17 protein-coding genes are annotated in these 21943 nt (G+C 66.7%); 9 read left to right on the top strand and 8 right to left on the bottom strand.

The genetic code is table 11. The features are described 5' to 3' along the window. Positions 1 to 580 precede the first annotated feature (580 nt). Positions 581 to 2920, top strand: coding sequence for a xanthine dehydrogenase family protein molybdopterin-binding subunit (locus tag EJ903_RS03000; protein ID WP_126611995.1), 2340 nt, complete (start codon positions 581 to 583; stop codon positions 2918 to 2920). Between the two features lie 109 nt (positions 2921 to 3029). After that, positions 3030 to 3785, top strand: coding sequence for an EAL domain-containing protein (locus EJ903_RS03005; RefSeq protein ID WP_126611997.1), 756 nt, complete (start codon positions 3030 to 3032; stop codon positions 3783 to 3785). Between the two features lie 4 nt (positions 3786 to 3789). Here the strand turns inward: EJ903_RS03005 and EJ903_RS03010 are convergent, their stop codons facing one another. After that, complete coding sequence (locus EJ903_RS03010) at positions 3790 to 4290, bottom strand: GNAT family N-acetyltransferase (protein ID WP_246015138.1); 501 nt, start codon at positions 4288 to 4290, stop codon at positions 3790 to 3792. Positions 4291 to 4402: 112 nt separating this feature from the next. Here EJ903_RS03010 and cysQ point away from each other — a divergent pair, with 112 nt between their 5' ends. The 4 genes from cysQ to rnhA are packed head-to-tail and all read left to right on the top strand — an operon-like array spanning position 4403 to position 7517. Beyond that, positions 4403 to 5176, top strand: coding sequence for a 3'(2'),5'-bisphosphate nucleotidase CysQ (cysQ, locus tag EJ903_RS03015; protein ID WP_126612001.1), 774 nt, complete (start codon positions 4403 to 4405; stop codon positions 5174 to 5176). 7 nt (positions 5177 to 5183) lie between these two features. Further along, entirely contained in the window at positions 5184 to 6035 is an 852-nt protein-coding gene (locus EJ903_RS03020; RefSeq protein ID WP_126612002.1) for a ferritin-like domain-containing protein, read from the top strand. 13 nt (positions 6036 to 6048) lie between these two features. Further along, positions 6049 to 7047 (top strand): homoserine kinase, encoded by a 999-nt coding sequence (locus EJ903_RS03025; protein WP_126612004.1) that lies wholly within the window; start codon positions 6049 to 6051, stop codon positions 7045 to 7047. Then, complete coding sequence (gene rnhA / locus EJ903_RS03030; RefSeq protein WP_126612006.1) at positions 7044 to 7517, top strand: ribonuclease HI; 474 nt, start codon at positions 7044 to 7046, stop codon at positions 7515 to 7517. Before EJ903_RS03025 ends, rnhA begins: the two co-directional genes overlap by 4 nt. Positions 7518 to 7611: 94 nt before the next feature. Here the strand turns inward: rnhA and EJ903_RS03035 are convergent, their stop codons facing one another. Both EJ903_RS03035 and EJ903_RS03040 read right to left on the bottom strand, forming a co-directional pair. Beyond that, positions 7612 to 8094 (bottom strand): peroxiredoxin, encoded by a 483-nt coding sequence (locus EJ903_RS03035; protein WP_126612008.1) that lies wholly within the window; start codon positions 8092 to 8094, stop codon positions 7612 to 7614. Positions 8095 to 8218: 124 nt separating this feature from the next. Then, entirely contained in the window at positions 8219 to 10381 is a 2163-nt protein-coding gene (locus EJ903_RS03040; protein ID WP_246015140.1) for a protein-disulfide reductase DsbD family protein, read from the bottom strand. Between the two features lie 761 nt (positions 10382 to 11142). Here EJ903_RS03040 and EJ903_RS03045 point away from each other — a divergent pair. Next, entirely contained in the window at positions 11143 to 11718 is a 576-nt protein-coding gene (locus EJ903_RS03045) for a YqgE/AlgH family protein (RefSeq protein WP_126612010.1), read from the top strand. A 249-nt stretch (positions 11719 to 11967) separates the two neighbouring features. Here EJ903_RS03045 and EJ903_RS03050 read toward each other — a convergent pair whose 3' ends face one another. The 4 genes from EJ903_RS03050 to EJ903_RS03070 all read right to left on the bottom strand — a co-directional run bounded on the left by EJ903_RS03050 (position 11968) and on the right by EJ903_RS03070 (position 17980). Next, positions 11968 to 13575, bottom strand: coding sequence for a peptide chain release factor 3 (locus EJ903_RS03050; protein WP_126612012.1), 1608 nt, complete (start codon positions 13573 to 13575; stop codon positions 11968 to 11970). A gap of 167 nt (positions 13576 to 13742) precedes the next feature. Next, the gene (locus tag EJ903_RS03060; RefSeq protein ID WP_126612016.1) at positions 13743 to 14003 is read right to left on the bottom strand and encodes a phage tail protein; all 261 of its coding nucleotides are present in this window, start codon (positions 14001 to 14003) and stop codon (positions 13743 to 13745) included. A 168-nt stretch (positions 14004 to 14171) separates the two neighbouring features. Next, positions 14172 to 15191 (bottom strand): aspartate-semialdehyde dehydrogenase, encoded by a 1020-nt coding sequence (locus tag EJ903_RS03065; protein ID WP_126612018.1) that lies wholly within the window; start codon positions 15189 to 15191, stop codon positions 14172 to 14174. Between the two features lie 290 nt (positions 15192 to 15481). Then, entirely contained in the window at positions 15482 to 17980 is a 2499-nt protein-coding gene (locus EJ903_RS03070) for a glycogen/starch/alpha-glucan phosphorylase (protein WP_126612020.1), read from the bottom strand. Positions 17981 to 18185: 205 nt separating this feature from the next. Between EJ903_RS03070 and EJ903_RS03075 the strand changes: the two genes are divergently transcribed. Together EJ903_RS03075 and EJ903_RS03080 are read left to right on the top strand one after the other, a co-directional pair. After that, positions 18186 to 18701: a GNAT family N-acetyltransferase gene (locus tag EJ903_RS03075; protein WP_158627866.1), complete on the top strand. Its 516-nt coding sequence runs from the start codon at positions 18186 to 18188 to the stop codon at positions 18699 to 18701. 153 nt (positions 18702 to 18854) lie between these two features. Beyond that, positions 18855 to 20336: a metallophosphoesterase family protein gene (locus EJ903_RS03080; protein ID WP_126612024.1), complete on the top strand. Its 1482-nt coding sequence runs from the start codon at positions 18855 to 18857 to the stop codon at positions 20334 to 20336. Positions 20337 to 20348: 12 nt separating this feature from the next. On the opposite strand, the gene EJ903_RS03085 is transcribed toward EJ903_RS03080, so the two are convergent. Next, positions 20349 to 21677 (bottom strand): tetratricopeptide repeat protein, encoded by a 1329-nt coding sequence (locus EJ903_RS03085; protein ID WP_126612026.1) that lies wholly within the window; start codon positions 21675 to 21677, stop codon positions 20349 to 20351. Positions 21678 to 21943: the final 266 nt, after the last annotated feature.

Consider the following 21943-nt stretch of genomic DNA (forward strand, 5'->3'; position numbering starts at 1 on the left):
GGACCCTTGCGTATATTATAGGTAAAAATACCTACAACCATCCCAACCCCGTCGCCGATGCTCCCCCACCGGTCCGCCCCCACAGCATCCGTCCCCACCACCACCCAAGCGGAACCCCCGCGCCCACGCTCTTGCGGCGTGGTCATCGGTGAACAGCGCGCCAAAAACCGTTTCACGGTGTTTCAAACGTTCCACTCCCAGCCGCCTCCCACAGCCGGCCGCCGTGGAACAGGGGGCTTGAAACCGTTTCACGGTGTTTCAAACGTTCCACTTGCCCCCCGATGCCGCTTCGGAAGCGAAGCCCATCCCTTCTCCCCCCTGGGGAGAAGGTTAGGATGAGGGGGTGCCGAAGGCACACCACGTGCGCTGTGCAGGACTCGGTCTCCGCCCTGCCGGGCGTTTCGCCCCCTCACCCAACCCTCTCCCCGGGGGGTAGAGGGCTTTTCGCTGCGGATTCCGTCTCGCATGAGCCTGAGTTCGGTGCCCTGCCATTCGCAGCCACGGGGTTTCCCTTTGGCGGATCGCGCTCTATCTTCGCGGGGGTTGCCAACAAACCAACGCGGACAGCGGGAGTTCGACCATGAAGTTCGGCATTGGCCAAGCGGTTCCGCGCACCGAAGACGCGCGCCTTCTCACCGGGGGCGGCCGCTACACCGATGATGTGTCGCTGCCCGGCCAGACCCACGCCGCCTTTGTGCGTTCGCCCTACGCGTTCGCCGCCATCGGTGCCATCGACAGCGCCGACGCGCTGGCCGTGCCGGGGGTGCTGGCCGTCTACACCGTCGCGGATCTCGACGCCGATGGTTTGGGGTTGCTGCCCTGCCTGTCCGGCCTGAAGCAGCGCGACGGCTCCCCCTATGTCGGCACGCCGCACCCGGCGCTGTGCAAGGGCTTTGCCCGCCATGTCGGCGATCCGGTGGCGATGGTGGTGGCCGAAACGCCGGAGGCCGCGCGCGACGGGGCCGAACGGGTGATGGTCGATTACAGCGAGCGCGACTCCGTCACCGGAACCACCGCCGCGCTGGAACCGGGCCGGCCGCTGGTCTGGGACACCGCGCCGAACAACCTGTGCTTTGATTGGGACACCGGCGACGAGGCCGCCGTGGAGGTCGCCTTCGCCAAGGCCGACCGCATCGTCGATCTGGAGATCGTCAACAACCGCGTCGTCGCCACCCCGATGGAGGGCCGCGCCTGTCTGGCGGCGGTGGACGCCGACAGCGGTCGCCTGCAAATTTACGTGACCAGCCAGGGCGTCCATTCCCTGCGCAAGCAGTTCGCCAAAATCTTCAACCTGCCGGAAAGCCAGTTCCACGTCCTGACCACCGACGTCGGCGGCGGTTTCGGCATGAAGCTGTTCAACTACCCCGAATACGTCGCCTGCCTGTTCGCCGCCCGCCGCCTGAACCGCCCGGTGAAATGGACGTCGGAACGGACGGAGGCGTTCCTCACCGACGATCATGGCCGCGACCATGTCAGCCAAGCCCGCTTGGCGCTCGACGCCGATGGCCGTTTCCTCGGTCTGCGGGTGGACACGGTGGCCAATCTCGGGGCCTATCTGTCCAACTACGGCCCTTTCATCCCGACCGACGCCGGGTCGGCCATGCTGGTCGGCTCCTACACGACTCCGGCGCTCTATGTCCGGGTCAAGGGCGTGTTCACCAACACCCAGCCGGTGGACGCCTATCGCGGGGCCGGCCGGCCGGAAGCCGCCTATCTGCTGGAACGGCTGATCGACCATGCCGGGCGCGTCACCGGGCTGGGGGCCGCCGAAATCCGCCGCCGCAACTTCATCCCCAGCAGCGCCATGCCCTACGCCACCCCCCTGGGGCAGGTCTATGACACCGGCGATTTCGTGCAGAATCTGGAAGACGGTCTGGTGTTGGCCGACGTCGCCGGGCTGGCCGCGCGCAAGGCCGACTCGAAGGCGCGCGGCAAGCGGCGCGGCCTGGGCCTGTCCACCTACATCGAGGCGTGCTCCGGCGGTGGCCCCGAACAGGCGACCGTCCAGGTCAACGCCGACGGGCGGGTCGTGCTGCTGATCGGGACCCAAACCAACGGCCAGGGCCACGAAACCGCCTACAAGCAGATCCTCGCCGACCGTCTGGGCGTCGCCCCGGAGGATGTCGAGGTCGTGCAGGGCGACAGCGACCGCGTCACCTGGGGATCGGGCACCGGCGGGTCGCGCTCCGTCCCGGTCGGCGGATCGGCGTTGGCGGAGGGGGCGGCCAAGGTGGTGAAGGCCGCCACCCCCATCGCCGCCGACCTGCTGGAAACCGCCGCCGTCGATGTGGAGTTCGACCAGGGCCGCTTCACCGTGGTCGGCACCGACCGCAGCGTCTCGCTGAAGGAGGTCGCGGCCAAGGCCGCCGCCACCACGAACGCGGTCGGTGATGGCGGTGCCGTGATCGCCTTTTCCGAAATGGCGCGCTGGACCCCACCCGCCAGCACCTTCCCCAACGGCTGCCACGTCGCCGAACTGGAGGTCGATCCCGACACCGGGGTGGTCGAGGTGCTGCGCTACAGCGTCGTCGATGATTTTGGCACGGTCATCAACCCGATGCTCGTCATGGGCCAGATCCACGGCGGCGTTGCCCAGGGGCTGGGGCAGGCGTTGCAGGAACGGGTGGTGTTCGACCCCGACAGCGGCCAGTTGCTGACCGGCTCGCTGATGGATTACCAACTGCCGCGCGCCGCCGACATGCCGCCGATTTCGGTGAAGCTCAACTGCGTGCCCAGCACCACCAACATGCTGGGCATGAAGGGCGCGGGCGAGGCCGGGGCCATCGGCGCGCCGCCCGCCATCATCAACGCGCTCGTTGATGCCTTGTCGGAGTATGGCATCACCCACATCGACATGCCCGCCACCCCGCACGCGGTGTGGTCGGCGATCCAGGCGGCCAAGGCGCAAGCGGCGGCGTGAGGGTGACGACGCGTGCGGCGGCGCAACCCGTCGCCGCAGCGCCCAAACTGTGCAATGCTCCCGATGCTGTTCGCGTCAGCGGATGGTTTGGGGAGAAGGAGCGACCGGCATGACGGACAAAACACCCTGCGGCGGCCAATGCGCGGAGCGTTTCGCCCTGGATTTCACCATGGCGTTCCAACCCATCGTGAACGTCCAGACCGGCGCGATCTGGGCGCATGAGGCCCTGGTGCGCGGGGTGGAGGGTCAGGGGGCCGGGTGGATTCTCGATCAGGTCAACGACGGCAACCGCTACGCCTTCGATCAGGCTTGCCGGGTGAAGGCCATCGAACTGGCCGCCGCCCTGCCCTTTCAGGACGCCCGGTTGTCGATCAACTTCCTGCCCAACGCGGTCTACAAGCCGGAAGCCTGCATCCGCACGACCCTGGCCGCCGCCGCCCGCACCGGCTTTCCCACCAACCGCATCATTTTCGAGGTGACGGAAGGCGAGCGGGTGCTGAACCAGCAGCATCTGACCGCCATCTTCGTGGAATACCGCCGCCAGGGCTTCATGACCGCCATCGATGATTTCGGCGCGGGCTATTCCGGCCTCAATCTGTTGGCCCAGTTCCAGCCCGACATTCTGAAGCTCGACATGGAATTGACCCGCAACATCGACCAGGACCGGGTTCGGCGCGGCATCGTCAAGGGCATCCTGTCGATCTGCACCGATCTGGGCATCGTCCCGCTGGCCGAAGGGGTGGAAACGGTGGGCGAAGCCAAGGCGCTGCGCGATCTGGGCGTTGAGCTGATGCAGGGCTACCTGTTCGCCAAGCCCGCCTTCCGCAGCGTCTGCAACGACCCCGTCATGCCCGCCCTGACCTGACCGCTCACGCCCCCACCGGCACCGGGTGCACCGGAGCGATCATGTAGGCCATGCCCACGCCATAGCTCGCCAGCTTGGCCGCCAACGCCGCCCCGCCACCCTCATAGGGCCGGAATCCGGTGCGGTGCCAATAGCTTCGCGCTCCCGGCGTCGAGGTCAGCGCCAGCGCTGCAAAGCCGCAACGCGCCGCCAGACCGTGGGCGTAATCCAGAACGCTGGCCCCCAACCCCAGGCCACGCGTGGCGGGCAACAGCGCGATGTCGTGCAGATACAGGCAATCCGCCCCCACCGGCAGCGCCCCCAACGGCGCGTCGAGCGTCGGCGGCACGCCCAACCGCCCCGGATGCATGACGCCATACCCAACCGCCACCCCGTCCCGCTCGGCCAAGCGGCAGCCGTCGGGAAACAGCGCCAGACGCTCGGCAAACACCGCACGATCCTCCGGGTAATCGGGGTGAACCACATCGGCGATGCGCATCACCGCGTCCAAATCCGTGTCCGTCATCGGTCGCCACCGCGCCACCATGCTTTCCCTCCGCCCTTTTTTCGTTCTGCTGCTTCCGGTTTGCCCGTTCCGCGCGCTATGGTGAGTCCCCCATGTTGGAGGAGCCATCATCATGCCCGACACCGCTGCGGCGACCTTGCTGCCGTTCGTCCGCACCATCGCCCACGAAGCGGGTCAGGTCATCCTGCGTTATTACAACAGCGGCGTGGATGTCTCCACCAAGGCTGACGGCAGCCCGGTGACGCTGGCCGACAACGCGGCGGAGGCGGTGATCCTCCCCGCCCTGCACCATCTGACCCCCTCGATCCCGGTGGTGTCGGAGGAGGCGAGTGCCGCCGGTCATCGCCCGGACATCTCCGGTGGGCGGTTCTGGCTGGTCGATCCGCTCGACGGGACCAAGGAGTTCATCTCCCGCAACGGGGAGTTCACCGTCAACATCGCCCTGATCGACCAGGGCGTTCCGGTTTTGGGCGTCGTCTACGCTCCGGCCACCGGCGATCTCTACGCCGCCGCCGGGTCGGGCACGGCGATCCATTGGGCCGAGGGGCGGCACGACCATGCCATCGCCGTCCGCCCGCGCCCCGCCGATGGCTTGACCGTCGTCGCCAGCCGCTCCCACGGCAACGGTTCGACGCTCGATGAGTTTCTGGCCGCCTACCCGGTCAAGGAGCGGGTGTCCTGCGGCAGCTCGCTGAAATTCTGCACGGTGGCGAGCGGCAAGGCCGACCTCTACCCGCGTTTTGGCCCGACCAGCGAATGGGACACCGCCGCCGGTCACGCCGTGCTGATCGGGGCCGGCGGCCGAGTGGAACAGCCCGACGGCTCCCCACTGGTCTATGGCAAGGCCGACATTCGCAACCCGCACTTCGTGGCCTATGGCTGGTGATGGCGGGATGGTGACGTGTTTGGGTGACGCGGCGCGCGCGGTGCTGACCACCGCCGCGCCGATGGACAAGGTGCGGCTGACCCGCGCCCACGCCGCCGCCTGGGCCGAAGGTCGGCTCAGCCCGGATGTGCCGGTGATGCCGCCCGACCGCCCGGCCCGGCCCGACCGGCCGGAGCTGCTGTTGCCGCGCGACATGCCCAAGCGCGGGCGCGGCGGCAACGCGCAAAACCGCGTCGCCCTGCTGCACGCCTTGGCCCACATCGAACTCAACGCCATCGATCTGGCCTGGGATCTGGTCAGCCGCTTCGCCGGGGCTGGCCTGCCCAAGGGCTTCACCGACGATTGGGTGCGGGTGGCCGACGACGAGGCCCGGCATTTCCAGATGCTGGAGGAGCGGTTGAACGCGCTGGGGGCCTCCTACGGCGACCTTCCCGCGCACGATGGCTTGTGGCAGGCGGCGACGGAAACCGCCCACGACCTCGCCGCCCGTCTGGCCGTGGTCCCGATGGTGCTGGAGGCGCGCGGCCTCGACGTCACCCCCGACACGGTGCGCCGCCTGCGCGCCTTTGGCGACGACGACAGCGCCGACCTGCTCCAAACCATCCACGACGAGGAAATCCACCACGTCGCCGCCGGTCGGCGCTGGTTCAACCACCTCTGCGCCCAACGGGGAGTTGAACCGGTGGCGCTGTGGCAGGAACTGGTGACGCGCCATTTCCGGGGTGGGCTGAAGCGGCCCTTCAACACCGAAAGCCGGACGCTCGCCGGGTTCGGGCCGGAATATTACGAGCCGATCACCCCGGTCTTGCCACCCCGTCCCGCCCGCCCGCCGGTTGACCGGCAGCCCGAAACCCGTTAAGGCCCAGGACATCATGGCCGTATACACCGAAGTCTCCGACGAGGATCTCAGCGCGTTCGTCGCCCAATATGATTTGGGCGCGGTGCTGTCGTGCAAAGGCATCGCGGAAGGGGTGGAAAACTCCAACTTCCTGCTGGTGACGGAACGCGGCCCCTACATCCTGACTTTGTACGAAAAGCGGACGAAGCGCGAGGATCTGCCCTTCTTCCTGGGGCTGATGGAGCATCTGGCGGTCAAGGGCGTGGCCTCTCCCCTGCCGGTGGCGGGGCGCGACGGGGTGGCGCTGCGGGAGCTGTGCGGGCGTCCGGCGGTCATCGTCACCTTCCTGGCGGGCATGTGGCCGCGCCGGGTTCAACCGATGCATTGCGCCCAATTGGGGGAGGCGCTGGCCCGGCTGCATCTGGCCGTCGCCGACTTCACCATGACCCGCCCGAACGCCTTGTCGCTCAAGGGCTGGCACGAGCTGTTCGCCAAATCCGCCGACCGGGCGGACGAGGTGGCCGTCGGCCTGCGCGACACGCTGCGGGCGGAGTTGGACGCGCTGGAAGCCCATTGGCCGACCGATCTGCCGACCGGGGTCATCCACGCCGACCTGTTCCCCGACAACGTGTTCTTCCGTGGCGAGACTCTGTCCGGGCTGATCGACTTTTATTTCGCCTGCAACGATTTCCTTGCCTACGACGTCGCCATCTGCATCAACGCCTGGTGCTTCGAGATCGACGGCTCGTTCAACGCGACCAAGGCCCGGCTGCTGCTGGCCAATTACCGCAAGGTCCGCCCGCTGTCGCGCGCCGAGTTGGACGCCCTGCCCTGGCTGTGCCGGGGCAGCGCCACCCGCTTCCTGTTGACCCGCCTGTATGACTGGCTGAACCGCCCGCCGGGGGCCTTCGTGCAGCCCAAGGATCCGGTGGAGTATCTGCGCAAGCTGCGCTTCCACCAATCCACCCGCAGCCTGCGCGATTACTTCATCGATGATGAGGACGGCACGGCCAGCGCGGCGGACCCGGCATGAGCGACGAGTCGGCCCCCGCCGCCGCCAAGGCGGTGGAGATCTTCACCGATGGCGCGTGCAGCGGCAACCCCGGCCCAGGCGGCTGGGGGGCGATCCTGCGCTTTGGCACGGTGGAAAAGGAACTGTATGGCGGCGAGGCCGACACCACCAACAACCGCATGGAGCTGATGGCGGCGATCCAGGCGCTGGAGGCGCTGAAACGCCCGGTGACGGTGCGGCTCTACACCGACAGCGAGTATGTGAAGAACGGCATCACCAAATGGATCCATGGCTGGAAGGCCAAGGGCTGGAAAACCGCCGACAACAAGCCGGTGAAGAACACCGACCTGTGGCAGCGGCTGGAGGCGGCGCGCAAGCCTCACACCGTTGAATTCCATTGGGTGCGCGGCCATGACGGCCACCCGGAAAACGAACGGGCCGACGCGTTGGCCCGCCGGGGCGTGGCCGACATCCGCGAGGGACGGGCGTAGGCTCAGCGCTTCTCCCCTTTTTGACACATTGACGCAAAAAGGGACCGGGATCGCTCCCAGCCCCTCATCGCGCGTTCCAAACCGTTGGCGAGGCTCAGAGAGCCGCCAGGATCGCTTCCGCCGAGGAGACCTCGAACTGGCCCGGCGCTTCGACGGCGACGTGCGAGACGACGCCGTCCTTGGCGACCAGGGCGAAGCGCTGGCCACGGGTGCCCAGGCCATAGCCCGACCCGTCCATGGTCAGGCCCAGCGCGGTCGAGAAGGTGGCGTTGCCGTCGGGCAGCAGGAACACGGCGTCACCGGCCCCGGCCTTTTCGCCCCAGGCGCGCATCACGAACGGGTCGTTGACGGCGACGCAGACGATGCTGTCGACGCCCTTGGCCTTCAGCGCCTCGGCGTTCTGGATGAAGCCGGGCAGATGCTTGGCCGAGCAGGTCGGGGTGAAGGCACCGGGGACCGAGAACAGGACGACGGTCTTGCCGGCGAACAGCGCGTCGGTCGTGACCTCCTGCATGCCGTTGTCGGTCAGGTGCTTCAGCGCAACCGACGGGATGCGATCGCCAACTTGGATGCTCATGTCTCTAAACCTTTCCGGGTTTTTGTGGCGCGGCGTGGTGGCCCCGCGTTCCAGTGGGAAAGACCTAGCGCCCCACCATGACAATCGCAAGCCCGCCCCGACGCTCCGTTGAAAAATCAGCGGATTAGGACCGCCCCGACGCCCGATTCGACGCCCGGTTCAAGGCGTCGATCACCGCCGCCTCGCTCAACAGCTCCGGCAGGGCGATGCCCTGCGGCGCGCCGGGGCCGTACACGATGTTGAACGGGATGCCGTAGCGGCCATGATCGGCCAGGAAACGGGCGATGGAGTCGTCGGGCCGCGTCCAATCCGCCCGCATGGCGATCAGGGCGGGGTCGGTGAAGCGATCGGCCACCGCGCCGCGCGTCAGCACCAGTTTCTTGTTCGCCTGGCAGGTGATGCACCAGTCGGCGGTGACATCGACGAAGACCAGCTGGCCCGCCGCCACCCGCTCGCGAATCGCCGTCGGGTCGAAGCGAACCCAGCGGTCGGCCACCGGCTTGCCCGCCCCATCCGTGGCCACTCCCGTGGCAGACGCCACCCCCATGGTCGGCCCCACCACCGACGGCAAGGCGAAGGCGGCAAAGGCCAACCCGGCGGCCAGAGCCGGACCGGCCCAACCGGAGCGGGACGGCAAACGCCGCCCGGCCCACAGGGCCAGCACCAAACCCACCATCAGCGCGCCGATGCCGCCCGCCGCCACCGGCCCGACCTGCACCACCAGCACCGACAACAGCCACAGCGCGGTCCCCGCCAGCGCCACCCCCATCAACGCCCGCAGGCGCAGCATCCAGCGGCCCGGGCGCGGCAGCCACGCCGCCACGCGCGGCCACGCCGCCACCAGCAGATAGGGGGCGGCCAAACCAACGCCCAACGCGGCGAAGATCGCCAGAATCTCGACCGGCCCGCGCGCCAGCGCAAAGCCGACCGCCGTGCCAAGGAAGGGGGCCGAGCAGGGGGTGGCGAGCAGGGTGGCAAAGGCCCCGGTGGCAAAGGGACCGGCCAACCCATCGCCCTCCAGCCGGTCGGCCAGCGCGCGGGGCAACGGCACCTCGAACAGCCCCCACAGGTTGGCCGAGAACAGCGTCACCAGCACCACCATGAAGACCAGGAACAGCGGCTGTTGGAACTGGATGCCCCAGCCCACCGCCCCGCCCGCCGCCTTCACCGCCAGCAGCGCGGCGGCCAGCGCCAGGAAGGAGGTGACGATTCCAGCGGCGCTGGCCAGGAATCCGGCGCGCACCGCCCCGGTCGCCCGCCCGCCATGGGCGATCACCGACAGCAGCTTCAGCGACAGGACCGGCAGCACGCAGGGCATCAGATTCAGGATCAGGCCGCCCAGCAGCGCCACCCCCAGCATGGCAACCAAGCCATTACCCGATGCACCTGCGCCCACCAGGGGCGCGACCGTGGCCGGGGTTTCCACCGCCCGCGCGCCGTCCACCAGCGTGACGGTGACGGCCCGGCCCGACAGGTCGAGGTCCTTTGGTGCGTCGGGGACCTTCAGCGACAGGCGCACCCGCCGGTCACTGTCGGAGAACACCGCCTTGGGCGCGCTGAAGCTCAGGGGCGGGTCGGTCTCGATGAACACATCAGGGGAAACAAAGCCATCCGGGGCCGTCGCCTCCACCTCCAGCGCGTCGCCGCTGCCGCGCACGGCGGCAACGCTGACCAGCCCCTCCCCGCCCAACGCCCCCACGCGCGGGACCAGCGATTGCGCGCGGGCGATGTTGTTGGCCGAGTCCCCCGGCAGCGCCGGACCGGTCGGCAGCGCCAGCGACAGCGTGACGATCTGCGGCACGCAAATGTCGGAGCAGACCAGCAGATCGGCGGTCAAGGACAGGTCGAGCGGTTGACCCGGCGCGACCGGCTGGACGCGCAGGGGGAACAGCGCCTCCACATCATACCCCGCGCTTTCGAACCCCAGGACGGAGAAGCGGTGCGGGGCGGGATAGGCGAGCGTGGCCTCCTTCAGATTGCGGGACCCGGACCAGTCCAGACGCGGCGGATAGCCCGCATCGCCGGGGGAGCGCCAATAGGTCTTCCACCCCGGCTCCAGCCGCAGTTCCAGGCCCAAGGGGACGGTCGCCAGATCGCCGACCGCGCGCACCGACGACACCAAGCGCGCCTCCAGCGGCCCGGCCTTGGCCCAGGCGCCTTGCCCGGCGTCCTGCGCCCGCGCGGACGATGCGCCGCCAACCAGCGAGGCCGCCACCAGCGCAACCGCTGCGCCCATCCGCCCGATCAGGCCGTTCATCGTCCGCACGCCGTTCCGTTTCCCGTTCACCGCGACACCCCGCCGAAAAACCCCGATCCGCTCCGCCGCTGTCTCTGCAAGACGCTGACGGAGCGGGAAAAATTCCCGTCACCGCGTGGAAAATCCACTCGTGAACCAGCCGCGCGGTGAGCGCGCGCCAGCGGGCGAATGGAACGTTTGAAACACCGTGAAACGCTTTTCAGAGACCTGTTCACCGGTGTCATGACGACCACCGGGCGCGCGGCGCAACCGGGCGCGTGGAACGTTTGAAACACCGTGAAACAGTTTTGAGGAGCCTGTTCACCGGTTTCACCACCGCCACCGGACGCGCGAAGACCACCGACCGGATGACCGCAACGGCCGACTGACAGGATCGGGCGGGATGAGCAAACAGCGGGTGGCATCCGAAGACTCCGACGGAACGGTGAAAAATCCTATCGCCTGCGGTGCGACGGGGCAATGGCGGGGCGAACATTCGGGCTGTTTGCGACGGTTCTCTGGTTACGCCGTTCCGCCGTCCGTTCCGTGACCACAGGATCACATCCCTCCACGACCGCCCCCTCACCCTCCCCGCCTGCGGCGGGTCCCCTCCCTCTCCCCAGTGGGGCGAGGGCATCCGGCAACCGGCCTATTGCACCAAGCGGGCGCGGCAACCCATATATAGGTGACAAACTTCGCCCTGTGCTGTCACAATCCGGTGATAGCGTCGCACGAACACACAAACAACCGAACGTTCGGACAGGCATGGTCATCACCGCCCATCCTGGATCGACGATCAAGGATAGACGCCCATGCCGAGACTGACCACGTCCACGGATTCGCTGACCGGCCAGCTCCTGATCGCCATGCCCGGAATGGAGGATCCCCGTTTCCAGCGCACGGTCATCTACATGTGCGCGCACAACGAGGATGGGGCGATGGGGCTGGTGGTCAACCGGCTGTTCGGATCCATCACGTTCGAGGATCTGATTGACCAGCTCGACATGAACATCGACCACCCGGCGCAAAACCCGCCGGTCCATTACGGCGGCCCGGTGGAATCGGGGCGCGGCTTCGTGCTGCACTCCACCGATTACGTGCGCGACGGCACGCTGGTGGTGAACGACGAGGTGGCGCTGACCGCCACCATCGACATCCTGCGCGCCATTTCCGAAAACCGGGGACCACGCCGCAACCTGCTGCTGCTGGGCTACGCCGGGTGGGGACCGGGGCAATTGGACGCGGAGTTCCAGGCCAACGGCTGGCTGAACGTGCCGTGCGACGAAAAGCTGCTGTTCGACACCGACCTGGACGCCAAATGGGAACGCGCCATCGGCAAGCTCGGCGTCAGCGTCTCCATGCTGTCGGGCGAGGCCGGGCACGCCTGATTTCCGCCAGAGGTTGGCCGCCCGAGCGCTTGCAACAGGGGCCTGAGCGTTGAGGCGTTGACCGCCACATCGGGATGTGTCGTCACGGCAGAGATGGAAAACGCCCCGCCGACAGACCGTCGGCGGGGCGTTTTCATGCGGGACCCAACACACGCAACCCGACAGAGCACCGCGCGCTCAACACAGAATTGCGCGCGATGCCCTGGGCCTTGCCTGGGCCTTGCCTGGGTCTTGATTGGTCCAGCCGATTCACGCCCCGGTGTGAACCTTCTTGTTCTGCTCGCGCGTCTTCAGGAAGCGCAGCGCCGGATAATCCTCCTGCGAGCGGTTCAGGTGCCAGGCGTTGCGGGCCAGGAAGACCAGCGCACCGTCGTGATCCTCGGCCAGGGCCGACCGGTTCAGATCGATGAACTTCTTCAACTGCTCCTCGTCGTCGGTCTCCACCCATCGGGCCGCGTCCAGCCCCGCCCCTTCGAACCGGGCGGAGATGCTGTATTCGGCCTCGATGCGGGCGGCGAGCACCTCGAACTGAAGCTGGCCGACGACGCCGACCACCCAATCGGCCCCGGTCAGGGGCTTGAACACCTGGGAGGCCCCCTCTTCGGCGAAATGCTCCAGCGCCTTGCGCAGATGCTTCACCCGCATCGGGTCTTCCGGGCGCACGCGTTGCAACAGTTCCGGCGCGAAGCTGGGCACGCCGGTGAAGCGCAGATCCTCGCCCTCGGTCAGCGTGTCGCCGATGCGCAGGCTGCCGTGGTTGGGAATGCCCATGATGTCGCCGGGCCACGCCTCTTCCGCCACCTCGCGGTCACGGGCCAGGAACAGCACGGCGTTGTTGACCGCCATCAGCTTGCCCGAACGGACATGCTTCAGCTTGGCCCCGCGCTTGTAGCGGCCCGAACACAGGCGGACGAAGGCAATCCGGTCGCGGTGGTTCGGGTCCATGTTGGCCTGAACCTTGAACACGAAGCCCGTGACCTTGTCCTCGTCCGGTTGAACCACGCGGGGATCCGCCGGTTGCGGGCGCGGCGGCGGGGCGTTTTCGGCCAGACCGGACAGCAGCTCGCGCACGCCGAAATTGTTGATCGCCGATCCGAAATAGATCGGGGTCAAGTGACCGGCGCGGTAGGCCTCCAGATCGAATTCCGGCATCAGGCCGCGCGCCATCTCGACCTCTTCGCGCAGCTTGGCCACCGCGTGGGCGGGCAGCAGCTCGTCCAGGCGCGGGTCGTCCAGGCCGTTGCACTCGATGCCGTCGTCGATCTCGTCGCCCTTGCTGCGGTCCATCAGGATCAGCCGGTCGCGGATCAGGTCGTAGCAGCCCAGGAAATCGCGGCCCATGCCGATGGGCCAGCTCGCCGGAGTCACCTCCAGCGCCAGGGAGCTTTCGATCTCCGAAATCAGTTCGAACGGATCGCGGGCCTCGCGGTCCATCTTGTTGCAGAAGGTGATGATCGGCACGTCGCGCAGGCGGCAGACCTCGAACAGCTTCAGGGTCTGGGCTTCGATGCCCTTCGCGCCGTCGATCACCATCACCGCGCTGTCGACAGCGGTCAGCGTCCGGTAGGTGTCCTCCGAGAAATCCTCGTGGCCCGGCGTGTCGAGCAGATTGAAGGTGCGGCCATCGTAATCGAAGGTCATGACCGACGCGGTCACGGAGATGCCGCGTTCGCGCTCCACCTTCATCCAGTCCGACTTGGCGCGGCGCTGCTCACCACGCGCCTTCACCGCGCCGGCCATCTGAATGGCACCGCCGAACAGCAGCAGCTTTTCGGTCAACGTGGTCTTACCGGCGTCGGGGTGCGCGATGATGGCGAAGGTCCGACGCCGGGAAACAGCGTCCTGAAGCTCGGACATGCGCGATTCCCATAACTGAAGAGGCAAACGAACGAAAGGGGCCGACAGGCGGTACGCGCCCGTCTGGCCCCTTGGCGTTCTTCATAGCAGCGGACGCACCGGCTTTCCAGAGCTTTGGCGCTGGTTCCATCGGATCGAGGCCGGAGCAAGCGCCCTTTCATGCCTGTTTAGTGGTCGAATTCCGGGTAGATGCCATCTACGCAGATCATGTAGCACATTTCAGGAACAGGAGATTTCCCGCGCAGATCCGGAAGATTGAACTCGTGTCGTGCAGAATTTCCGCCAAACCTGTTCCCTATAAGAGAATAAAGAGGAATAAATTTTTTATCGATTGAATAATTAAGCACCTGACCTTCGCACTTCATAAAACCTTTCGGAACACGATCAAAGGCAAGAAGTGCAATTTGACCAAAAAAGCTATCAAGCATTAATCGGAATCCTTGTTTTTTGTTTGGCAGAAATAATTTTCTACCCGCGCGATTCACGCACGTTGGATGCGCACAATCAACCAACAACAAGCGACAATAAACGACATTTCAACACAACCGATCCCGGTGGGTGAATTTTCTCACCCGCCGGGATCGGTTGCCGATCAATCAGAGATCCAACTCGGCGATCTGCACCGCGTTCAGGGCCGCGCCCTTCAGCAGCTGGTCGCCGCAGACGAACAGGTCAAGGCCATGGTCGCCGAACACCAGATTGGTGCGGATGCGGCCCACCTCGACATCGTACTGGGCGGTGGCGTTCAGCGGCATCGGGTAGGCACCGTTGGCCGGATCGTCCACCACCTTCACACCAGGGGCGTCGGCCAGCACCGCGCGGGCGGCGTCGGGCGTGACCGGCTGGATCGTTTCGATGGTGATGGCTTCGGAATGGGCGCGGTAGGTCGGGATGCGGACGGCGGTGCAGCTCAGCGCCAGATCGGGCACGCCCAGGATCTTGCGCGTCTCCCACGTCACCTTCATCTCTTCCTTGGTGTAGCCGTTCTCCTGGAAGGCGTCGATCTGCGGGATGAGGTTGAAGGGGATCGGGTGACGGAACACGCTGTTCGTCACCGGGCGGCCTTCCAGACGGTTGCGCGTCTGCTCTTCCAGCTCGGCCATGCCCTCGGCCCCGGCCCCGCTGGTGGCCTGATAGGTGGAGACGATGACGCGCTTCAGGCCGAACGCCTTGTGCAGCGGGCCGAGCGCCACCACCGCGATGGCCGTGGTGCAGTTCGGGTTGGCGATCAGACGGCCGCCGCCCTGGAAGGCATGGGCGTTGATCTCCGGCACGATCAGCGGGATGTTGTCGTCGTAACGGAAGGCGGAGCTGTTGTCGATGACCAGCGCGCCCGCCGAGGCCAGCGCCGGGGCGTGCGCCTTGGCGAAATCGCCCGACACGGCCAGCAGCACGACGTCATAGCCCTTCACGACCTCGGCGTCGAAGGCCTGGAGCGTCTTGGGGCCATAAGGGGTGTCCTGCACCTTGCCCGCGCTGCGTTCAGAGGCGAACAGGCCCAGTTCGCTGACCGGGAACTTGCGGTCATGCAGAACATTGACCATTTCGCGGCCAACGGCACCGGTGGCGCCAACGATGGCGACGCGACGGGAGGCGGGGTTGCTGCTGTTGCTCATCTCGGGGTTCCGTCTTTCATCTGTCCAGGTGTGGGACCGGACCGCAGACCCCGAAACGACGAGGCCCCGTCCGTGTCCGGCGGGGCCTTGCTCGTGGGTGAAACGCTGGTCGAACCGATCAGCCCATGCCACGAGGCAGCCCGCCGAAGCGAGTCGCTTTTTTCGTAGTCATGGTGGTGGTCGCGATGCGGATCATGATGCTGTGATAACGAAACGCGCGGGGCTTGTAAAGCGCCCGCGCGGTCGTTTTTTGTCTTTTTTGCCGGGTCTGTCTTTTGCAGGGGGCCGGTTTACCGGAACCCCTCCCCGTCGTGGGTCGGCTTCACCGGATGAACGTCCCAGATCTCCGTCGCGTACTCGTTGACCGTGCGGTCGGACGAGAACCAGCCCATGTTGGCGGTGTTGAGGATGGCCCGGCGGGTCCATTCCTCCGGATCGCGGTAGAGCTGCATCGCCGCGTCCTGCGCCCGGCAGTAATCGGCGAAATCCGCCGTCACCAGGAAATGGTCGCCGCCGTCGGTCAGCGCCTGGAGGATCGGGTGGTAGCGGTTGCGGTCGTCCGGCGAGAAGGCCCCGGTCGAAATCATGTCCAACGCCCGCTTCAGCGCGGGGTTGGAGGCGATGACCTCGCGCGGGTTGAAACCGCCGTTGGCGCGCAGATCGTTCACCTCCTCGGCGGTCAGGCCGAAGATGAAGATGTTGTCGGCCCCGACATGCTCGCGGATTTCAACGTTGGCCCCGTCCAGCGTGCCGATGGTCAGGGCACCGTTCAAGGCGAGCTTCATGTTGCCCGTACCCGACGCCTCCATCCCGGCGGTGGAGATCTGTTCGGACAGATCGGCCGCCGGAATGATGATTTCCGCCGCCGTGACGTTGTAGTTGGGCAGATAGACGACCTTCAGATTGTCGTGCACCGACGGGTCGTGATTCACCACCTTGGCCACATCGTTGATGAGTTTGATGATGAGCTTGGCCATGTGGTAGGAGGGTGCCGCCTTGCCCGCGAAAATCTTGGTCACGGGCACCCACGACACGGTCGGGTTGTCGCGCATCTCGTTGTAGAGGGCGACGGTGTGCAGAACGTTCAGAAGCTGGCGCTTGTACTCGTGCATGCGCTTGACCTGCACGTCGAACAGGCTGTCCACCTGCACCTCTTCACCGGTCTGACGGGCGATGTAGGCGGCCAGACGCTTCTTGTTCTTGCGCTTGGCCCGGCGGAACTCCTCGCGGAACACCACGTCGTCGGCCTTCTCCTTCAGCGCACTGATCTGCTGAAGGTCGGAAATCCACCCTTCACCGATGCGCGTGGAGATCAACTCCGACAGGGCCGGGTTGGCCTGCTTCAGCCAGCGGCGCGGGGTGATGCCGTTGGTCTTGTTGTTGATGCGGTCGGGGAATTCGGCGTGCAGGTCGGCGAAGACCGTTTCCTTCATCAGCTCCGTGTGCAGGGCCGACACGCCGTTGATCTTGTGCGAGCCAAGGAAAGCGAGGTTGCCCATGCGCACGCGGCGGTCGCCGCGCTCGTCGATCAAGGACAGATGCGACAGACGGGTGTTGTCGCCCGCCGCCCGCGCCTTCGACCGGTTCAGGAACTTGGCGTTGATTTCGTAGATGATCTGCATGTGGCGCGGCAAAATCCGCTCCACCATCCGCACCGGCCAGGCTTCCAGCGCCTCGGGCAGCAGGGTGTGGTTGGTGTAGGCGAAGGTCGCCTGCGTCAGTTCCCACGCCTTGTCCCAGCGCAGGCCATGGTGATCGACCAGCAGACGCATCAGCTCGGCGATGCCGATGGCCGGATGGGTGTCGTTGAGCTGGATCGCCGCCTTGCTGGGCAGATTGTCAAAGGTGGTGTGGTGTTGCAGGTAGCGGCGCAGGATGTCCTGCAAGGACGCGGACGTGAAGAAATACTCCTGCTTGAAGCGCAACTCCTTGCCGATCTCCGTCGCGTCGTTGGGGTAGAGGACGCGGCTGAGGTTTTCCGACAGGATCTTCTGCTCCACCGCCTTCATATAGGCGCCTTCGTTGAAGTGCCCGAAGTTGAAATCGCTGGTGGCGCGCGCCGACCACAGGCGCAGCGTGTTGATGGTGTCGCCGCCATAGCCGACGACCGGGGTGTCGTAGGCCATCGCCAGCACCCGTTCGGTGTCCACCCAGCGATAGGCGCGCTCGCCCACGCTGTCGCGGAACTCTTCGACCCGGCCATAGAACTGGACGGGGTACAGCACCTCCGGCCGGGCGAACTCCCACGGGTTGCCGAATTGCAGCCACTGTTCGGGATGCTCGATCTGCCACCCGTTTTCAAAACGCTGTTCGAACAGGCCGAACTCGTACCGGATGCCATAGCCGTAGCCCGGCAGCCCTTGCGAGGCCATGCTGTCGAGGAAGCAGGCGGCCAGACGGCCAAGGCCGCCGTTGCCCAGCGCCGCGTCCGGTTCGGAATCCACCACATCGTCCATCGACAGGCCCAGCCGGTCGAGCGCCTGGCGGCATTCGTCGATGATGCCCAGGTTGGACAGGCTGTTGGTCAGCAGGCGACCGATCAGGAATTCAAGAGAAAGATAATATACGCGCTTGGCGTCCTCGTGATAATAGGTGCGGGTCGTGTCCATCCAGCGATCGACCACCCGGTCGCGCACAGCCAGCGCGCAGGTGTGGAACCAGTCACGCCGGGTGGCGGCGCGGGCGTCCTTGCCGACGGAATAGACCAACCATTCCAAGAAAGACCGCTTCAGGCTGTCGACATCCAGACTGCGGCGTTCGATGTCACGGGATTTGTACCGAGCGTCCATGTCTTGACTTTCTGCGTTGAAAGGCCAACCGGAGCGAACGGCTGCGGGACGACGCTCCTTGACGGTGACACGAGTGGGTGAAACGAGCGGGTGATGTTGGTTAACCAATGCTTTCCAAAACCGGAAACGGCGGCTCTTCCCCTCTGACGCAAAGGGAGTAAGGTTGCAGCCGTGTCCCGCTTTCGATGTCACAACGATGCGTCACTTGATCGCTCCTGTCTACTGCGCTGCAACAGCCCGCGCGTTTCGTCGTGCGGTGTTGCCCGATCTCCCCGATCTGCTGGCGATTGAGGCCGCATGCTTCCCCACCGACCAGATGACCGCGCGCCAGTTCCGCCACGCCATCACCAAGGCCAAGGGGGTCTGTCTGGTCGCGCTGCGGGACGCGGTGGTCGTCGGCTATGGTCAGGTGGCCACGCACGCGCGCACGCCCATCGGGCGGTTGACCTCGCTGGCGGTCCACCCGGATCATCGGCGTTTCGGCGTCGCCCGCGCCCTGCTCACCGCGTTGGAAGAGGCTGCGCAGGCGTTGGGGTGCGACCGTGTGCGGTTGGAGGTGCGGCGTGACAACACCGCCGCGTTGGCGCTGTATCTGCGCAGCGGCTACACGCCATTCGGGCTGTATGAGGATTATTACGAGGACGGCATGGCGGCCCTGCGGTTGGAGCGGCGTTTTCCGTTGCGTGACACCGTTCCGGCCATCGTTCCGACTTGCGTCTGATCCCATATATAGAGTGTGTCGTTGTCACATCGACATGACGGACGGACAACGGTTCAACCAAATCCGGTTTGGTCAGATTTTGAATGCGCCGCAACAGCGTATCGGGTATCGGATCCGGTCGTCGCGGACGAGCATGGGGCAAGACGGACGGGCATGGCGCGCAATCGGGCGGAACCGAGCCTGCTGCTGGGGCCGGTTCTCTATTTCCGGGGGGAGCAGCGGGATCGCTGGTGGCTGTCAGCTCTGTTCGTTCTGGATGGGGAGGTGGAGCCGGACGACCTGCGCGTGGATGGCGTCACCCTGCCCGTCCCGCCGCGTCACGTCACCGTCTGGCGTCGCCGCCATCTCTGGCGCTTTGATTTCGCCGTGCCGCGCGGTGTCCAGGACACCGATGCGTCCTATGGCTTCGCCGACGGCCCGTCCTGGAGCCTGGTCGTTCCCGGGCGTTTTTCCCGACCGCGCATCGCCTTCGTCTGCGGAGGCGGATTGACACCGCCGCCAAGCCAAGCCTCCCAGAAAGACAGCGCCCCACCCGCGTCCAGCCTGTGGCCGGATCTGTTGCGCCAGCACGACCAGGATCGATATCACCTGCTGGTCCAGGGCGGCGGTCAGATCGACGGCGAGGCGGTGCTCGCCGCGTCCCCCCTGATGAGCGCATGGCGCACGGGAACCGCCGCAACCCGCGCCGCACAGCCCTTTTCCCCGGCGCTGGCCGAAGAGTTGATGGACGCCGCCATCGACCAGCATCTGCGCCAGTGGCGGCGGGCGGAGGTGGCGGAGGCGCTGGCCCGCATCCCGTCGGTCATGATGTGGGACGACGCCGACATCGCCGACGGTTGGGGAACCGGAACGGACAGCGAGGCAACCAGCAAGGTGATGCGCGGGGTGTTCATGACCGCGCGGCGCAATTACGCCCTGTTCCAGTTGGGCGCGCTGGCCGAATCGCCGCCCGATTGCGTGTGGGGGGCACCGCGCGCCACCATGACGCAAGGCTTTCATCTGGGGAATGTCGGCCTTCTGGCGCTCGATCTGCGCAGCGAACGGACGCGGCGGCGCGTGCTGTCCGACCGCAGTTGGGCGCTGCTGCCGGACTGGCTGGCGCGCTTTGAGGACTCCCGCCATCTCATCGTCATGACCGGAACGCCGCTGCTGATTCCCGCCACGGCGGGGCTGGAGCGCGTGACCGGTTGGATTCCCGGACTGACCGATCTGACCAAGCGCCTGGGCGATCAATGGCGCAGCCGCAGCCATGTGGCCGAATGGGAACGCCTGATCGGCGCGCTGGGCGACTTCTCCCGCCGTTCCGGCTGCCGCGTCACCGTGCTGTCGAACGGGGCCGGTGTCGGCGCGCGCGGCGTTTTGCGCGGCGAGGGGGTGGAGCTGTGGCAGGTGCTGGCCCCGTCCCTGACCAGCCCACCCCCCACCGGCCTGCGCCGCTTCGCGACGGAGCGCCTGGCCGCCCAACGCGAACAGCCCCTGCCCGGCCATTGGCTGGACATGCCGCGCTTTCGCGACAGCGGGCAGCGAACCATCGCCCGGCGCGGCTGGGTGACGCTGGCCCTGGACGAGAAGGACCAATTGCACGCGCGGTGGTTCGCCGAAGCCGATTCCCGACGCTATGAGCAAGCGATTTGAGGGGATGCGCCCTCAACGTTCCACGATGAACAGCAGGCCGGGAACGCCCACACCCTTTTCCCGGCGTGGGGTGCAGGGTTCCAGCAGACGGATCGTCAGGCCGACGGCCTCGGCCAGGGCGCAAAGGTGGGATTCGGCGTGGGCGTAGCGCCGCGTCGGCCCCAGGACAAACCCCTCTCCCTCCGCCGCGCGCTCGACCGTGGCGGCGAACCGCCCGCCCGGAACCAACGCGCGCGCCGCCGCCTGGAACACGGGGGCCAGATCGCCGATGTAGACCAGCACGTCGGCCGCGACCAGCAAATCCCAGGCCGCCGGAGCCGCGTCCATCGCCGCCACCACGTCACCCACCGCCAGCTCGTCATAAATCCGCCGGTCGCGCGCCTTGTCCACCATGCGCGGCGACAGATCGACCCCGGCGAGAAATCCGGCGAGTGGCCGGAAGGTCACGCCCGCCAAGCCGGTGCCACAGCCCAGATCCAGGATCCGCAACCCCGCCTCTGAGGTGGGTTGAGACACCCGATCCACCGCCGCGCGCAGCAGGTCCGGGGCGGCGTAGCCCAACTTGCCGAGCAAATCCCGGTCGAAGCGGTCGGCGTAGCGATCAAACAGGGCGCGGACATAGGCCGCCGACAGATCGGCCCCCTCCCCGGCTTCCAACGCCTGGATGGCGGCCGCGCTGCCCAGCCGGTCGTCGGGGTCGAGATCGCGGGCGCGGCGCAGCGCAACCAGCGCCTTGTCCGGCTCGCGCAGGGCGATCCAGCCTTGACCGATGGCGTGGTGCAGGGCCGCGTCCTCGGCGTGCCGCCGCGCCAGGGGTTGCAGCAACTCCACCGCCGCCAGGGCGTCGCCGCTGGCGATCAGCGCGTCCGCCAACTCCAAGGCGGCCTCGGTGTCATCGGGCCGCAGGGACACCGCTTCGCGGTATTCGGCCAGAGCGGCGTCACTCTTCCCGGCGGCGTTGAGCGCGCGGGCGTGGCCCAGCCGGACCGGTGCTGAATCGGCGCGGTCCCGCGCCAGATCGGCGAACAGCGCCAGCGCGCGCGGAAGGTCGCCGGACCGGCGCAGCGCCTCTGCCCATCCCAAACGCCACATCCATTGTTGCGGATCGACCGCAACAGCCCGCGCATAGGCCAGCACAGGGGATGAGGTGGGTGTTTCTTTCGCACTGCGAAAATTTTCGGTCGAGTCGATGGTCGAGTCGCTCAGGGCGTCCGCCAGCACCGCCCAGGCCTCCCCATGCCCGGGATCGAGCAGAACCACCCGGACAAAGGCGCCCACCGCGCCCGTCGGATCGGCGGCGTAAAGGCGCTCGTACCCGCGTTCAAACAGGACCTCAATCATCCTGTCCAGCGCGGCAAATGGCGGTGTTCCGCCGTTGGACGGTGGCGTGGACAAGACCGGGTTCCTCGTTCGTGGAAGCAATCAGGGAGAGCGGAGCGCCGGAGTGGAACGCCCGATCCGCAGGCGATGGAACCGGTGGCGTCCGCACCTCAAACGCCGCAAAAAAAGCGGCTCAGCTTACTGCCCCATCGTGCTGCAACGCGCAAGAGGGGCCTGAAAATGAATCCGCCGTGTGATTCAGGCGACACACCGTCGCAGCCGGGGGA

It is taken from the genome of Azospirillum griseum (assembly GCF_003966125.1).
GTDB lineage: Bacteria > Pseudomonadota > Alphaproteobacteria > Azospirillales > Azospirillaceae > Azospirillum > Azospirillum griseum.

What these genes read in the sequence shown, in the direction of transcription:
- EJ903_RS03000 (WP_126611995.1), top strand. Translation starts at nt 581, where the DNA reads ATGAAGTTCGGCATTGGCCAAGCGGTTCCGCGCACCGAAGACGCGCGC.
- EJ903_RS03005 (WP_126611997.1), top strand. Translation starts at nt 3,030, where the DNA reads ATGACGGACAAAACACCCTGCGGCGGCCAATGCGCGGAGCGTTTCGCC.
- EJ903_RS03010 (WP_246015138.1), bottom strand. Translation starts at nt 4,290, where the DNA reads ATGACGGACACGGATTTGGACGCGGTGATGCGCATCGCCGATGTGGTT.
- cysQ (WP_126612001.1), top strand. Translation starts at nt 4,403, where the DNA reads ATGCCCGACACCGCTGCGGCGACCTTGCTGCCGTTCGTCCGCACCATC.
- EJ903_RS03020 (WP_126612002.1), top strand. Translation starts at nt 5,184, where the DNA reads ATGGTGACGTGTTTGGGTGACGCGGCGCGCGCGGTGCTGACCACCGCC.
- EJ903_RS03025 (WP_126612004.1), top strand. Translation starts at nt 6,049, where the DNA reads ATGGCCGTATACACCGAAGTCTCCGACGAGGATCTCAGCGCGTTCGTC.
- rnhA (WP_126612006.1), top strand. Translation starts at nt 7,044, where the DNA reads ATGAGCGACGAGTCGGCCCCCGCCGCCGCCAAGGCGGTGGAGATCTTC.
- EJ903_RS03035 (WP_126612008.1), bottom strand. Translation starts at nt 8,094, where the DNA reads ATGAGCATCCAAGTTGGCGATCGCATCCCGTCGGTTGCGCTGAAGCAC.
- EJ903_RS03045 (WP_126612010.1), top strand. Translation starts at nt 11,143, where the DNA reads ATGCCGAGACTGACCACGTCCACGGATTCGCTGACCGGCCAGCTCCTG.
- EJ903_RS03050 (WP_126612012.1), bottom strand. Translation starts at nt 13,575, where the DNA reads ATGTCCGAGCTTCAGGACGCTGTTTCCCGGCGTCGGACCTTCGCCATC.
- EJ903_RS03060 (WP_126612016.1), bottom strand. Translation starts at nt 14,003, where the DNA reads ATGCTTGATAGCTTTTTTGGTCAAATTGCACTTCTTGCCTTTGATCGT.
- EJ903_RS03065 (WP_126612018.1), bottom strand. Translation starts at nt 15,191, where the DNA reads ATGAGCAACAGCAGCAACCCCGCCTCCCGTCGCGTCGCCATCGTTGGC.
- EJ903_RS03070 (WP_126612020.1), bottom strand. Translation starts at nt 17,980, where the DNA reads ATGGACGCTCGGTACAAATCCCGTGACATCGAACGCCGCAGTCTGGAT.
- EJ903_RS03080 (WP_126612024.1), top strand. Translation starts at nt 18,855, where the DNA reads ATGGCGCGCAATCGGGCGGAACCGAGCCTGCTGCTGGGGCCGGTTCTC.
- EJ903_RS03085 (WP_126612026.1), bottom strand. Translation starts at nt 21,677, where the DNA reads ATGATTGAGGTCCTGTTTGAACGCGGGTACGAGCGCCTTTACGCCGCC.